The sequence below is a fragment of the Streptomyces sp. NPDC048389 genome, from assembly GCF_040706335.1.
Taxonomy (GTDB): domain Bacteria; phylum Actinomycetota; class Actinomycetes; order Streptomycetales; family Streptomycetaceae; genus Streptomyces.
In genome coordinates, this window is the sequence record NZ_JBEZKP010000007.1 from 59,486 (window position 1) to 73,999 (window position 14,514).

12 protein-coding genes are annotated in these 14,514 nt (G+C 72.8%); 11 read left to right on the forward strand and 1 reads right to left on the reverse strand.

Annotated features, from left to right (window positions below; translation table 11 throughout):
• Window positions 1-34: 34 nt before the first annotated feature.
• From hrcA to AB0903_RS07665, 9 genes are all read left to right on the forward strand, one after another.
• Window positions 35-1,060, forward strand: coding sequence for a heat-inducible transcriptional repressor HrcA (gene hrcA / locus AB0903_RS07625; protein WP_366700000.1), 1,026 nt, complete (start codon window positions 35-37; stop codon window positions 1,058-1,060).
• Entirely contained in the window at window positions 1,061-2,197 is a 1,137-nt protein-coding gene (gene dnaJ / locus AB0903_RS07630) for a molecular chaperone DnaJ (RefSeq protein WP_366700002.1), read from the forward strand.
• A gap of 596 nt (window positions 2,198-2,793) precedes the next feature.
• A complete protein-coding gene (locus tag AB0903_RS07635) occupies window positions 2,794-3,879 on the forward strand; it encodes a nitronate monooxygenase (protein WP_366700004.1) in 1,086 nt (361 codons plus the stop codon).
• Window positions 3,879-4,622 (forward strand): 16S rRNA (uracil(1498)-N(3))-methyltransferase, encoded by a 744-nt coding sequence (locus AB0903_RS07640; RefSeq protein ID WP_366700006.1) that lies wholly within the window; start codon window positions 3,879-3,881, stop codon window positions 4,620-4,622. Before AB0903_RS07635 ends, AB0903_RS07640 begins: the two co-directional genes overlap by 1 nt.
• A 62-nt stretch (window positions 4,623-4,684) precedes the next feature.
• Entirely contained in the window at window positions 4,685-5,224 is a 540-nt protein-coding gene (locus AB0903_RS07645; RefSeq protein ID WP_366700008.1) for a hypothetical protein, read from the forward strand.
• A 45-nt stretch (window positions 5,225-5,269) separates the two neighbouring features.
• The gene (locus tag AB0903_RS07650) at window positions 5,270-8,470 is read left to right on the forward strand and encodes a S41 family peptidase (protein ID WP_366700010.1); all 3,201 of its coding nucleotides are present in this window, start codon (window positions 5,270-5,272) and stop codon (window positions 8,468-8,470) included.
• Window positions 8,471-8,603: 133 nt separating this feature from the next.
• Entirely contained in the window at window positions 8,604-8,963 is a 360-nt protein-coding gene (locus tag AB0903_RS07655; RefSeq protein ID WP_366700012.1) for a histidine triad nucleotide-binding protein, read from the forward strand.
• 16 nt (window positions 8,964-8,979) lie between these two features.
• On the forward strand, window positions 8,980-9,891 hold the full coding sequence (locus tag AB0903_RS07660) for a ribonuclease Z (RefSeq protein WP_366700013.1): 912 nt from the start codon (window positions 8,980-8,982) through the stop codon (window positions 9,889-9,891).
• Between the two features lie 86 nt (window positions 9,892-9,977).
• Window positions 9,978-10,979, forward strand: a complete 1,002-nt coding sequence (locus AB0903_RS07665; RefSeq protein WP_366700015.1) for an adenosine deaminase — start codon at window positions 9,978-9,980, stop codon at window positions 10,977-10,979.
• An 84-nt stretch (window positions 10,980-11,063) separates the two neighbouring features.
• On the opposite strand, the gene AB0903_RS07670 is transcribed toward AB0903_RS07665, so the two are convergent.
• A complete protein-coding gene (locus tag AB0903_RS07670) occupies window positions 11,064-12,326 on the reverse strand; it encodes a YncE family protein (protein WP_366700017.1) in 1,263 nt (420 codons plus the stop codon).
• Window positions 12,327-12,509: 183 nt separating this feature from the next.
• Between AB0903_RS07670 and AB0903_RS07675 the strand changes: the two genes are divergently transcribed.
• Together AB0903_RS07675 and AB0903_RS07680 are read left to right on the forward strand one after the other, a co-directional pair.
• Window positions 12,510-13,157, forward strand: a complete 648-nt coding sequence (locus AB0903_RS07675) for a TetR/AcrR family transcriptional regulator (protein ID WP_366700019.1) — start codon at window positions 12,510-12,512, stop codon at window positions 13,155-13,157.
• Between the two features lie 152 nt (window positions 13,158-13,309).
• Window positions 13,310-14,467, forward strand: coding sequence for a PfkB family carbohydrate kinase (locus AB0903_RS07680; protein ID WP_366700021.1), 1,158 nt, complete (start codon window positions 13,310-13,312; stop codon window positions 14,465-14,467).
• Window positions 14,468-14,514 lie beyond the last annotated feature (47 nt).

Here is a 14,514-nt window from a genome sequence, read left to right on the forward strand (position 1 = left end):
CACACACCGAGGAACCACAGCTGGAGGTGCGCGAATGCTCAGCGAACGCAGGCTCGAGGTGCTGCGCGCCATCGTCCAGGACTACGTCGGTACCGAGGAGCCGGTCGGCTCGAAGGCCCTCACCGAGCGGCACAAGCTCGGCGTCTCCCCGGCCACCGTCCGCAACGACATGGCCGTGCTGGAGGAAGAGGGCTTCATCGCCCAGCCGCACACCAGCGCCGGACGGATCCCCACGGACAAGGGGTACCGGCTGTTCGTCGACCGGCTGGCGGGCGTCAAGCCGCTGTCGTCCCCCGAGCGCCGCGCCATCCAGAACTTCCTGGACGGGGCGGTCGACCTCGACGACGTCGTGGGACGCACGGTGCGGCTGCTGGCGCAGCTGACCCGGCAGGTCGCCGTCGTCCAGTATCCCTCGCTGACCCGGTCCACGGTCCGGCATGTGGAACTCCTCTCCCTTGCGCCCGCCCGCCTGATGCTCGTGCTGATCACGGACACCGGCCGGGTGGAGCAGCGCATGATCGACTGCCCCGCGCCGTTCGGCGACACCTCGCTCGCGGACCTGCGGGCCCGGCTCAACAGCCGGGTCGTGGGACGCCGCTTCGCGGATGTGCCGCAGCTGGTGCAGGACCTTCCCGAATCCTTCGAGCACGAGGACCGCGGTACCGTCGCCGCGGTGCTGTCCACCCTGCTCGAGACCCTGGTCGAGGAGACCGAGGAGCGGCTCGTGATCGGCGGCACCGCCAATCTGACCCGCTTCGGGCACGACTTCCCCCTGACCATCCGGCCGGTGCTGGAGGCGCTCGAGGAGCATGTGGTGCTGCTCAAGCTGCTCGGGGAGGCGAACGAGTCCGGCGGCATGGGCATGACCGTACGAATCGGTCACGAGAACGCCCACGAAGGACTCAACTCCACGTCCGTGGTCTCCGTCGGCTACGGTTCGGGCGACGAGGCAGTCGCCAAACTCGGCGTGGTCGGACCGACCCGCATGGACTACCCCGGAACGATGGGAGCGGTACGCGCAGTGGCACGTTACGTCGGACAGATCCTGGCGGAGTCGTAAGTGGCCACGGACTACTACGCCGTACTCGGCGTGCGCCGCGACGCATCGCAGGACGAGATCAAGAAGGCATTTCGCCGCCTCGCGCGCGAACTCCACCCGGACGTGAATCCGGATCCGAAGACGCAGGAGCGCTTCAAGGAGATCAACGCCGCGTACGAGGTGCTCTCGGACCCGCAGAAGAAGCAGGTCTACGACCTCGGCGGAGACCCGCTCTCGCAGGCCGGGGGCGGCGGCGCCGGAGGTTTCGGCGCGGGCGGCTTCGGCAACTTCTCGGACATCATGGACGCGTTCTTCGGTACGGCGTCGCAGCGCGGGCCGCGCTCGCGCACGCGCCGCGGCCAGGACGCGATGATCCGCCTCGAGATCGAACTCAGCGAAGCGGCCTTCGGCACCACGAAGGACATCCAGGTCGACACGGCCGTCGTCTGCACGACCTGCTCGGGCGAGGGCGCGGCGCCCGGCACCTCGGCGCAGACCTGTGACATGTGCCGCGGCCGCGGTGAGGTCTCGCAGGTGACGCGGTCCTTCCTGGGCCAGGTCATGACCTCGCGGCCCTGCCCGCAGTGCCAGGGCTTCGGCACGGTCGTCCCGACGCCGTGCCACGAGTGCGCCGGCGACGGGCGGGTGCGCTCGCGGCGCACCCTGACCGTGAAGATCCCCGCCGGTGTCGACAACGGCACCCGGATCCAGCTCGCGGGCGAGGGCGAGGTCGGCCCGGGCGGCGGCCCCGCCGGTGACCTGTACGTCGAGATCCACGAGGTCGCCCACTCGGTCTTCCAGCGGCGCGGCGACGACCTGCACTGCACGGTGACGATCCCCATGACGGCGGCGGCGCTGGGCACGAAGTGCCCGCTCGAGACGCTCGACGGCATGGAGGAGGTCGACATCCGCCCCGGTACCCAGTCCGGCCAGTCGATCCCGCTGCACGGACGCGGCATCACCCATCTGCGGGGAGGCGGGCGCGGCGACCTGATCGTCCACGTCGAGGTGACGACACCGTCGAAGCTGGACGTGGAGCAGGAGCGGCTGCTGAGGGATCTGGCGAAGCTGCGGGGTGAGGAGCGGCCCACGGGGCAGTTCCAGCCGGGGCAGCAGGGGCTCTTCTCCCGCCTGAAGGACGCGTTCAACGGGCGTTAGCCCGGGGGTGTGGCGCCGGTGAGGGGGGCCTTTCCCCTCCCCGCCCGAAACCGTGCTCCGCCCGGACCCGGTGCGTCCTCCCGTCGCGGCGCGGGTCTCCGCCGGTCCCTGTTGACCGCGCCCCGCGCGGGGCTCCCGTGGCTTCGCCCTGGCCTCCGTCCCCGCTGGGCGGGGGGTGCCGGCTTCGCCCACGCCCCTACCGCGCTTCGCGCGGTAACTTCAGGCCCTCTCGCCCCGGCGGCCGTTGGGAGGCGCCCCCAACCGCGCTGAATTCCGCTGCGGACATCAGCCCCGCCGGCGTCGAGGCGCGGGGTCCGGGGCGGGGCCTGACGGGATTGTTGGTCCAGCCTGGTTGGCGTCGAGACGCCGGGCTCGGGGCGGGGCCGACGGGACTGCCGGTCCAGCCCGGGCGGCGTCTGGGGCGCGGGGTCCGGCGGGAGTCGGCGGGTCCCAAACTCGTCGGCGTCGAGGCGCGGAGTCCGGGGCGGGGCCCCGGGGAGGGGCGGGCTGGGGGAAAAGGAGCGCGCAGGGCGGGCCGTCGTGGGAGCGGAACGGGGGATTCGGCCCGCCCCGCAGGGACGTGGCACGATGCCTGCATGTCCTCCGCGCTGACCGATCTCTGCCGTCATCCGATCGTGCAGGCCCCCATGGCCGGCGGCGCCTCCTGTCCGCAACTCGCGGCGGCCGTGTCCGAGACCGGCGGGCTGGGTTTCCTCGCCGCCGGGTACAAGACGGCCGACGGGATGTATCAGGAGGTCCAGCAGGTCCGCGCGCTCACGGCCCGCCCCTTCGGTGTCAACCTGTTCATGCCGCAGCCCGGCACCGCCGACCCCGCCGCCGTGGATGTGTACCGGCACCAGCTGGCCGGTGAGGCCGCCTGGTACGAGACGCCTCTCGGCGACCGCGACCCGGATTCGGACCGCGTGCGGGACGACGGCTACGAGGCGAAGCTCGCGATACTGCTCGACGACCCGGTTCCGGTGGTCTCGTTCACCTTCGGCTGTCCCACCCGTCCTGTGCTGGAGTCCTTCACCAAGGCGGGCACGTACACGATCGTGACCGTCACCACGCCCGAGGAGGCGCAGACGGCCCAGTGGTGCGGTGCCGACGCCGTGTGCGTGCAGGGTGTCGAGGCGGGCGGCCATCAGGGCACGCACCGCGACGATCCCGCGACCGACGGCTGCGGCTACGGACTGCTGACGCTTCTCCAACTGGTGAGGGAGAGCGTGGAGTTGCCCGTCGTCGCCACCGGCGGCCTGATGCGCGGCAGCCAGATCGCCGCCGTCCTCGCGGCGGGCGCGAGCGCCGCGCAGCTCGGCACGGCGTTTCTGGTGTGCCCGGAGTCGGGTGCGCACCCGCTGCACAAGCAGGCGACGACCAACCCGTTGTTCGTCCGCACCGAGCTGACCCGCGCGTTCTCCGGGCGGCCCGCGCGCGGCCTGGTCAACCGGTTCATGCGGGAGCACGGGCCGTACGCGCCGGCCGCCTATCCCGACGTGCACCACCTGACGAGCGGACTGCGCAAGGCCGCGGCGAAGGCGGGCGACGCGCAGGGCATGGCGTTGTGGGCGGGCCAGGGCCACCGGCTGGCGCGCGAGATGCCCGCCGCCCAGCTCGTCGGGGTGCTCGCCGCGGAGACCGACACGGCACGGGCCGCGTTCGCGCACGGCGGTGGTGTGTGATGACCGCTCCCGTCTTTCTCGTCGAGTCGCTCGAAGGGGTCGCGCCGGGCGCGTCCGTCACCCTCGACGGGCCCGAGGGGCGGCACGCGGTCTCCGTGCGCAGGCTCCAGTGCGGTGAGGAGATCGTCCTCACGGACGGCCGCGGCCGCGGCGCTTCGGGCTCGGTCGCCTCCACCGAGGGCAAGGACCGCCTGGTCGTCGACGTGCGCGAGTGCCCCGAGGAGCCCGAGCCGGTGCCACGTATCACCGTTGTGCAGGCCCTCCCGAAGGGCGACCGCGGTGAACTGGCCGTGGAGACCATGACGGAGACCGGCGTGGACGCCGTCGTGCCGTGGGCCGCGGCGCGCTGCATCACCCAGTGGAGGGGCGAACGCGGGGCCAAGTCGCTGGCCAAGTGGCGGGCGACGGCCCGTGAGGCCGGCAAGCAGTCACGCCGGCTGCGCTTCCCCGAGGTCGCGGAGAGCGCAACCACCAAGCAGGTGGCGGCGCTTCTGGCGGCGGCGGACTTCGCGGCGGTACTCCACGAGGAGGGCGCGGAGCCGCTGGCGACGGCGGACCTTCCCGCGACGGGCTCGATCGTGCTGGTGGTCGGCCCGGAGGGCGGCGTGTCCCCGGAGGAGCTGGCCGCGTTCGCGCAGGCCGGTGCGAAGCCGTACCGGCTGGGCCGCAGCGTTCTGCGCACCTCCACCGCCGGTACGGCGGCGACGGCCCTTCTGCTGGGGCGTACGGGCCGCTGGTCCTGACCGGGCCGCAACTGGCCACAACCACTCTTTTCCGTGCGGGCGCCCGATGGCACTCTGGCCTCATGCCCGCCCGGACAAGAGCGCCGCGCGTCCTCGCCGCAACCGCCGCCGCAGCAGCGGCAGTCGGCGTCCTGGCCGCCTGCGAACCGACCGCCGGCGGACTGAACTCCGCCGCCGTGGCCGTCACCACGGACCGGACCGCGACCAGCACCCTTGAGCGCCTGACGTTCGACGTCGCATGGCTCAGCTGCACCGCCCGTGCCGAGGGCGCCGCGACGCCGGCCAGTGGCTCGGCGCCGCCGTCCGCGCCGTCCCGGGCCACCGTGGACTGTCAGGGAGAGACCCGTTCCGGTCAGGCCGTCACCGTCAACGGGACGGTGACGGAGGAGCGGGCGGGGAAGTGCGTCCACGGTGATCTGACCGCCAAGGTCGAGAAGAAGATCGTGTTCCGGGCGACGATGCTCGGCGACTGCACCACCGCGCCGAGCAGCACACCCGCGCCGAGCGGTACCCCCACCGCTCCCGGGGTGCCACGGCCCGCGGTCACCGTCACCGTGACGGAAACCGTGACGGAAACGGTGACCGTGGTTCCGGCCAAGTGATCCAAAACCCTCACCCCGGGGCCTCGACCTGCCTAGGGTGACGGTGTGACGCACCCTGCCTACCTCCGGTATCCGCATCTGCACGGTGACCTGATCGCCTTCACCGCCGAGGACGACGTCTGGGTCGCGCCGCTCGACGGCGGCCGGGCGTGGCGCGTGAGCGCCGACAACATGCCCGTGAACCATCCCAGGATCTCGCCCGACGGCACCCGCATCGCCTGGTCCTCGTACCGCGACGGTCTGCCGGAGGTGCATGTCGCCCCTGTCGACGGCGGTCCGTCGGAGCGGCTCACCCACTGGGGGAGCTACCGGACGTCCGTACGGGGCTGGACCCCGGACGGCCGGGTGCTGGCGCTCACCAGCCACGGCCAGGCGTCCTTTCGCCGCAGCTGGGCGCATGCGGTGCCGCTCGACGGCGGTCCCGCGACGCGCCTGCCGTACGGGCCGGTCGGCGGTGTCGCGTACGGCCCGCACACGCTGCTGCTGTCGGCCACCATGGGGCGGGAGGCCGCCGCGTGGAAGCGCTACCGCGGAGGCACGGCGGGCAGGCTGTGGATCGACCGCGACGGCGACGGGGAGTTCGTACGTCTCCACGAGGACCTCGACGGGAACATCGAGTACCCGCTCTGGGCCGGCGGCCGTGTCGCCTTCCTCTGCGACCACGAGGGCGTCGGCGCCCTGTACTCGTCGCTGCCCGACGGCTCCGACCTGCGCCGCCACACCGGTCTCGAGGGCTTCTACGCCCGCCACGCCGCGACCGACGGGACCCGGGTCGCCTACGCGAGCGCCGGTGAACTGTGGCTCCTCGACGACCTGGACGGCGCCGAGCCGCGGAGGCTGGACCTCCGGCTCGGCGGACAGCGCACCGATCTCCAGCCACGGCCGATCGACGCCGGCGACCACCTCGGCGGCGCCGCGCCCGATCACACCGGCCGCGGCAGCGCCGTCGAGATCCGCGGGGGCATCCACTGGGTCACCCACCGCGAAGGACCGGCCCGTTCGCTCGCCGACGAACCCGGCGTGCGTGCCAGGATGCCCCGCACGTTCCGCGTCGACGGGGAGCAGTACGTCGTCTGGGTGACCGACGCGGAGGGCGACGACGCGCTCGAGTTCGCGCCCGCCACCGGTACCGCCGCCGGCACCACACCGCGCAGGCTCGCCGCCGGCCGGCTCGGCCGCGTGCTGAACCTGGCCGTGGCCCCCGACGGCAGCCGCGCCGCCGTCGCCTCGCACGACGGCCGGGTGCTGCTCGTCGAGCGCGAGACAGGAGAGGTGCGCGAGGTCGACCGCAGCGAGCACGGCGACGCCGACGGCCTGGTCTTCTCGCCCGACTCGGCCTGGCTCGCCTGGTCGCACCCCGGACCCAGTCCGCTGCGGCAGATCAAACTCGCCAACACGGGTGACCTGAGCGTCTCGGAGGCGACGCCGCTGCGCTTCGCCGATTTCCAGCCGGCGTTCACCCTCGACGGCAAGCACCTCGCGTTCCTCTCCGAGCGTGCCTTCGACCCGGTCTACGACGCACACGTCTTCGACCTGGCCTTCGTCGGCGGCTGCCGGCCGCACCTGATCACCCTGGCGGCGACCACCCCCTCGCCGTTCGGGCCGCAGCGGCACGGGCGGGCCTTCGACCCGGACAAGGACGGCTCGCAGGACGCCGAGGAGAGCGCGGAGCCCGTCACCCGCATCGACCTCGACGGGCTGGCCGACCGCATAGTGCCGTTCCCCGTCGAGGCCGCCAGCTACTCCACCCTGCGCGCCGCCAAGGACGGCCTGCTGTGGCTGCGCCACCCGCTGCGCGGTGTCCTCGGCGCCACCCGCGCCACGCCCGACGACCCGGAGCCGAGGACCACCCTCGAGCGGTACGACCTCGGGCGGCGGCGCGTCGAGGAACTCTCCTCGGACGCCTCGTACTTCCGCGTCAGCGGCGACGGGAAGCGGGTCCTGCTGTACACCGGCGGCGGCAAGCTCAAGGTCGTCCCCGGCGACCGCGAGGCGTCCCACGACGGCGACGACAGCGCCGCGAGCATCACCGTCGACCTGTCCCGGGTGCGCCGCACCGTCGAACCGGCCGCCGAATGGCGGCAGATGTACGAAGAGACCGGGCGCCTCATGCGCGACCACTTCTGGCGGCCGGACCTCGGCGGCGTCGACTGGGACGGCGTCCTCGACCGCTACCGGCCGGTCCTCGACCGGGTCGCGACCCACGACGACCTCGTCGATCTGCTGTGGGAGGTCCAGGGCGAACTGGGCACCTCGCACGCCTACGTCATGCCGCACAGCGGCCACGGCGACGCGTCCACCCGGCAGGGCCTGCTCGGCGCCGACATCTCCCGTACGGACGAGGGCGCCTGGCGCATCGACCGCATCCTGCCGTCGGAGACCTCCGATCCCCACGCGCACTCCCCGCTCGCCGCACCCGGCGTCGCCCTGCGCGCCGGTGACACACTGCTCGCCGTGGACGGCCGGCCCGTCGACCCGGTCAGGGGTCCTGGCCCGCTGCTCGTCGGGGCGGCGGGCAAGCCGGTCGAGCTGACCGTCTCCCCGGCAGGCGGCGGCGACCCGCGGCACGCCGTCGTCGTCCCTTTGGCCGACGAGGAACCGCTGCGCTACCACGCGTGGGTCGCAGACCGGCGTGCCTACGTCCACGAGAAGTCCGGCGGCCGCCTCGGCTATCTGCACGTCCCCGACATGCAGGCGCCCGGCTGGGCTCAGATCCACCGCGACCTGCGGGTCGAGGTGGCGAAGGACGGCCTGGTCGTCGACGTGCGGGAGAACCGCGGCGGTCACACGTCGCAGCTCGTCGTCGAGAAGCTGGCCCGGCGCATCGTCGGCTGGGACCTGCCGCGGGGCATGCAGCCGTCCAGCTATCCGCTGGACGCGCCGCGCGGCCCGGTCGTCGCCGTCGCCAACGAGTTCTCGGGGTCCGACGGCGACATCGTCAACGCGGCGATCAAGGCGCTCGGTATCGGCCCCGTCGTCGGCACACGCACCTGGGGCGGTGTCGTCGGCATCGACAGCCGCTACTCCCTCGTGGACGGCACGCTGGTCACCCAGCCCAAGTACGCCTTCTGGCTGGAGGGCTACGGCTGGGACGTGGAGAACCGGGGCGTCGACCCGGACGTCGAGGTCGTCGCGACCCCTCAGGACCAGGCTGCCGGGCGCGACCCCCAGCTGGACGAGGCGATCCGCCTGGCCCTGTCCTCCCTGGAGGAGACCCCGCCGAAGCAACCGCCGTCACTGCCGTAGCCGCCGGCCCGGCCGGGTCCGGAGCGCTCGGACGCTCTTGGCCCGGGCCGCGCGCCGAGGGGGCCGCGCCGCGACGGGCGCGCCGCCCGATACCATGCGGATGTCGTCGGAGCGCGCGCCGGAAGGACCGGGAATGGCAGGAGAACCACAGGCGGACTGCCTGTTCTGCAAGATCGTCGCCAGGGAGGTGCCCGCCACCGTCGTACGCGAGACGGAGACGACCCTCGCCTTCCGCGACATAAACCCGCAGGCGCCCACGCACGTCCTGGTCATCCCCAAGGCGCACTACCCGGACGCCGCGTCCCTCGCCGCCGGCGCCCCCGAACTCGCCGCCGACGTGCTGCGTGAGGCCGGTGCGGTCGCGGTGGAGGAGAAGACCGCCGGGAGCGGCTACCGCGTCGTCTTCAACACCGGCTCCGGCGCGGGGCAGACCGTCTTCCACGCCCACGCGCACGTGCTCGCAGGCCGTGGCCTCGAGTGGCCGCCCGGATAGCCGGAAGCAACGCGCCTTGTCCGTACGTGAACTCGTGGTGCTGGGCACCGCCAGCCAGGTCCCGACCCGGCATCGCAACCACAACGGCTATCTGCTGCGCTGGGACGGGGAGGGACTGCTCTTCGACCCGGGGGAGGGCACGCAGCGCCAGATGCTGCGTGCCGGTGTGTCGGCGCACGACATCAACCGGATCTGCGTCACCCACTTCCACGGTGACCATTCCCTCGGCGTCGCCGGGGTGATCCAGCGGATCAATCTGGACCAGGTCCCGCACCCGGTGTCCGCGCACTACCCGAAGAGCGGGCAGCGGTTCTTCGACCGGCTGCGGTACGCCACGGCGTACCGCGAGACGGTGAAGCTCGAAGAGGTTCCGGTCTCCACCGACGGCGTCGTCGCGAGCACGGCCGGCTACACCCTGCACGCGCACAAGCTGTCGCACCCCGTCGAGTCGTACGGCTACCGTCTCGTCGAGCCGGACGGCCGCCGGATGCTGCCGGAGAAGCTGGCCGCGTACGGCCTGAAGGGCCCGGACGTGGGCCGGATCCAGCGTGCGGGCGTGCTGGACGGGATCACGCTCGACGAGGTGAGCGAGATCCGCCCCGGGCAGCGGTTCGCCTTCGTGATGGACACCCGGCTCTGCGACGGCGTGTACGCGCTGGCCGAGGGCTGCGACATGCTCGTCATCGAGTCGACGTTCCTCGACGAGGACGGACGACTGGCCGCCGACCACGGGCACCTGACGGCCGGGCAGGCGGGAAGGGTGGCGCAGGAGGCGGGCGTCCGCCATCTGGTGCTGACGCACTTCTCACAGCGGTACACGGATGCCGCCGCCGAGTTCGAGCGGCAGGCCAGGGCGGCCGCCGGCTTCGACGGTGAGGTGACCGTCGCCAGGGACCTCTGGCGCATCCCCGTGCCGAAGCGGGCCTGAGGCGCGCGCCCCGCGCCGTCCTCGCCCCGGTCCGGGGCCCGAACGCGTTCCACGGTTCCGAAGTGCCGGCCGCCTAGAATGTGATCATGCCCCTCCCCAAAGCCGAACTGCACCTTCACATCGAAGGCACCCTGGAACCCGAGTTGGCGTTCGCGCTCGCCGGGCGCAACGGCGTGGAGCTGCCCTTCACGGACGCCGAAGCGCTGCGCCGCGCCTATCTGTTCAAGGATCTGCAGTCCTTCCTCGACCTGTACTACGGGCTGATGACGGTGCTGCGCACCGAGCAGGACTTCGCGGATCTGGCCGACGCCTACCTCGGCCGTGCCGCCGCACAGGGTGTGCGGCACGCGGAGATCTTCTTCGACCCGCAGGCGCACACCGCGCGCGGCGTCGCGATCGGCACGGTCGTGGAGGGGCTGGCGCGTGCGCTCGACGGGGCGGAGGAGCGGTACGGCGTCTCCACCCGGCTGATCATGTGCTTCCTGAGGGACGAACCGGCCGAGTCGGCGCTCGCGACGCTCGAGGCGGCGAAGCCGTATCTGCACCGGATCACCGGCGTCGGTCTCGACTCCGCGGAGACCGGCAACCCGCCGTCGAAATTCCACGCGGTGTACGAGGCGGCCGCCGCGCTCGGTCTGCGCAAGGTCGCGCACGCGGGCGAGGAGGGGCCGCCGGATTACATCCTTCAGGCCCTGGACGTGCTCGGCGTCGAGCGGGTCGACCACGGGCTGCGCTGCATGGAGGACCCGGAGCTGGTGGCGCGCCTGGCGCGCGAGCGGGTCCCGCTGACACTGTGTCCGCTGTCGAACGTACGGCTGCGCGCCGTGGACGTGCTGGAGGACCATCCACTGGCGCGGATGATGGCCGCCGGGCTGATGTGCACGGTCAACTCCGACGACCCGGCGTACTTCGGCGGCTACGTCGGCGACACCTTCCACGCGGTGCACGAGGCGCTGGGCCTGGGCGACGAGCAGCTGCGGGAGCTGGCCCGCAACTCGTTCCTGGCGTCCTTCCTGGACGACGACGAGGAGCGCCGCGCACGGTATCTGGCCGAGGTGGCGGCGTACGAGTTCGAGCACGCCGGCTAGGGCCGGGCAGCCGGCCCCCGCGACCCGGCCCCGGTGGGCGGGCCGGGCCCGTACGCGACGCGCGCCCGGCTCCGCCCCGGCGACTCAACCTTCCGCGGGGCCGGTCCAGCCGGCGGGCACCTGCGCGAGGCGCACCCGCTGGGGGTGGTCGCCGACCGCGACGGTGGCGACCTTCTCGCCGGTGGCGAAGTCGATCGCGGTGACCGCGTCGGCTCCGCTCTCGGAGATGACGCAGTGCTTGCCGTCGCCGCTGACGGTGGCCCAGTAGGGCTTGGCGGCGGGCACCAGCGGACCCTCCCGCAGGGTGGCCCGGTCGACGACGGTGGCGTAGTCGTCCATGGTTCCGGCGACGCAGAGCTTGTCGCCCGCGGGGCTCATGGACATGCCGTGGTGGCGCGAGTCGTTGACCCAGGTGGTGCGGTCCCCGCTGGTCGCCGGGTTCTTCGGCAGCGTCTTGACCCGCGTGACGCTGTCGGCCCGTACGTCGTACTCGAGGAAGCCGTTGAAGAACGACACCTGGAAGTAGAGCGTGGACTCGTCGGGGGTGAAGGCGACGGGCCGGACGGAGTCGGAGAGGTCCTCGCGGCCGAAGGCGTCGAGCCGTTCGCGCATGTCGATGACCTTCACCTGCTCATAGGTTCGGGTGTCGACGACGGTGATGCGGCGGTCGCCCTTGGTCCAGTCGAGCCAGGGCGCGTCGAGGGCGGTGTTGACCTCACCGATGGACATGTTCCACAGGTACCTGCCGCCGTCGGTGAAGACGTTCTCGTGCGGCTTGTCGCCGGTCCTGAACGACCCGGCCTGTTCGCCGGTCTCGATGTCGAGGACGTGCACGGTGTTGGACGTGGAGGCGGAGACGGCGACGCGCCTGCCGTCGGGGGAGACGGCCATGTGGTCGGAGCGGAAGCCGGAGACGGGGAAACGCCAGTTGATCTTCCCGGTGGCGAGGTCGATCGAGACCACGTCGGCGAAGCTGGGGCGGGAGACGACCATGGCCGACCCGTCGGGGGTCGAGTACATGTCGTCGACGAACTGGTCGTGCCCCTCGCCCGGTCCTTGCCGGATGCCGAGGAAGAAGGCCAGCTTCAGCGGGTTGAGGTAGATCTCCCGCAGCCGCTCGTCCTTGTCCGGGATGACGTTGATCCGGCCGATCTTCGCGAAGTCCCCCCGGGCCTCGATGACATCGGCGGTGCCGTCCCAGTTGTTGCCGACGAACATCACCTCCCGGAGAGTGTCCGCGGCCGGGCCCGTGGGCGCCGCCGCGGTCGCCGTCACCGAAGCGGTGGCGGTCAGGGCCAGGGCGGCGAGGGCCGCACCGGCGGCCCGCCTGGTGTTGGACAGAGACATCGTCGTTCCTTCCACGGAGGCGGCCCCAGTGGTGCGAGGCGCAGTCTGAAAACGGAACCGTTCAGATTGGGCTACTGGAAAGTAACGAGTGGTGGCAGGCTTCACAAGACTTCGCACACGCCGAACACGGGACTTGGGGGCGCCGGACACGAGAATGAGTCGGCGAACGCGAAGGAGACGCCCTTGACAGGCAGGGTCCGGCCGGCGACCGGCCGTTACGGAGGCAGATCGGCGGAGGAACGCCGGGCCGAGCGCCGCCGCCGGTTCCTCGACGCGGGCCTCCGGCTCTTCGGTGACGCGCCCGGCTACCGCGCGACGACCGTCGCGGCGCTGAGCGAGGCGGCCGGGCTCTCCACCCGCCAGTTCTACGAGGAGTTCCGCACCATCGAGGACGTGCTGGCCGCGCTCCACCTCCAGGTCAACGACTGGGCGGAGGAGGCGGCGCTCGCCGCCCTCGCCCGGGCCGCGGAGCTACCGGTGGCGGAGCGGGCGGCGGCGGTCTTCCGTGCGTACGCGGCGAACGTGACGGGCGATCCCCGGCGTATCCGGATCACGTTCCTCGAGATCGTCGGCGTCAGCCCGCAGATGGAGCGGCAGCGGCTGGCGCGCCGGGCCCGCTGGGTGGAATTCATCTGCGCGGAGGCGGCGCGCGCCGTGGAGCGCGGAGAGGCCGAGCCGCGCGACTACCGGGTCGCGGCGGCGGCGTTCATCGGCAGCGTCAACGGACTGCTCCACGACTGGACGGTCGGCTGGGTGGACGCCACCCTGGACGAACTCGTCGACGAGCTGGTCCGGATGCTGCTCGGCATCCTCCGCCCAGCGCCCCTGTAGCGCCCTGCCGCGACCGGACCTGACGGAACCGCCGCGCCCGGACGGGGCGGCCCCCGCCGATCGGTTTCCCCGGCTCCGAGCCCGCTTCCGGTCCGGTGTCGGTGGCTTCGGGCAGACTGGCTGGAACCGCACCACGTACGGGAGTGCCCACGGTGACCACTCGCAACGGAAAGCAACTGCCGAAGCCGGCCGGCGCCGGCCCCTTCACGGCCGGGCGCCCCGGCCCGGACGCGGCCACCTGCCTCGATCCCCTCGCGGCCCTCCGGGCCCCCGGCGACCCCGACTGCGACGTCTACCTCACCGGCAGCGTCTTCCTCGACATCATCTTCACCGGCCTCGACTCCGCCCCTGTCCGCGGCACCGAGTCGTGGGCCCGCGGGATGGGCTCAAGCCCCGGCGGCGTCGCCAACATGGCCACCGCCCTCGCCCGTCTCGGGCTGCGCACGTCCCTGGCCGCCGCCTTCGGCGACGACCACTACGGCGAGTACTGCTGGGACGCCCTCGAACAGGGCGAGGGCATCGACCTGTCCCTGTCGCGCACCATCCCCGGCTGGCACTCCCCGGTCACCGTGTCCATGGCGTACGAGGGTGAGCGCACCATGGTCTCCCACGGTCACGAGGCCCCGCAGCCGGAGCCGGCCCCCGACTGCCCGCCGCCCGCCCGTGCCGCGGTCGCCGCCCTCACGCCCGGCACCCGGGCGGAGTGGATCGCCCAGGCCGCCCGCACGGGCACCCGGGTCTTCGCCGACGTCGGCTGGGACGAATCGGGCCGCTGGGACCCGGACGACCTGGCCGACCTGGAGCACTGCGAGGCATTCCTGCCGAACGCCGCGGAGGCGATGCGCTACACCCGCACCGACTGTCCGCGCGCCGCCGCCCGGGCCCTGACCGAGCGGGTGCCGCTGGCCGTCGTCACCCTCGGTGCCGAAGGCGCCTACGCGGTGGACGGCTCCACCGGGGAGAGCGCCGAGGTCCCCGCCATCCAGGTCGAGGCGCTGGACCCGACGGGCGCGGGGGACGTGTTCGTGGCGGGGTTCGTCACCGGCACGCTGGCGGGCTGGCCGCTCGCCGACCGGCTCGCCTTCGCCGGGCTGACCGCCGCCCTGTCGGTGCAGGAGTTCGGCGGATCGCTGTCCGCTCCCGGCTGGTCGGAGGTCGCGGCCTGGTGGCAGTCCGTCCGGGCCGTGCGCGACCAGGACCCGCCGGCCCTGCGGCGGTACGGCTTCCTCGAGCGGCTGCTGCCCGCGCCGGCCCGGGCGGGGCCGCTGCGCCGCGCGGTCCCGACGATCGGCTTCGGCCGTTCGGCCTGAAGCCGCGGCGGGCCGCTCCGCGAAAAGCCCTCGGCCTTGTCAGTGGC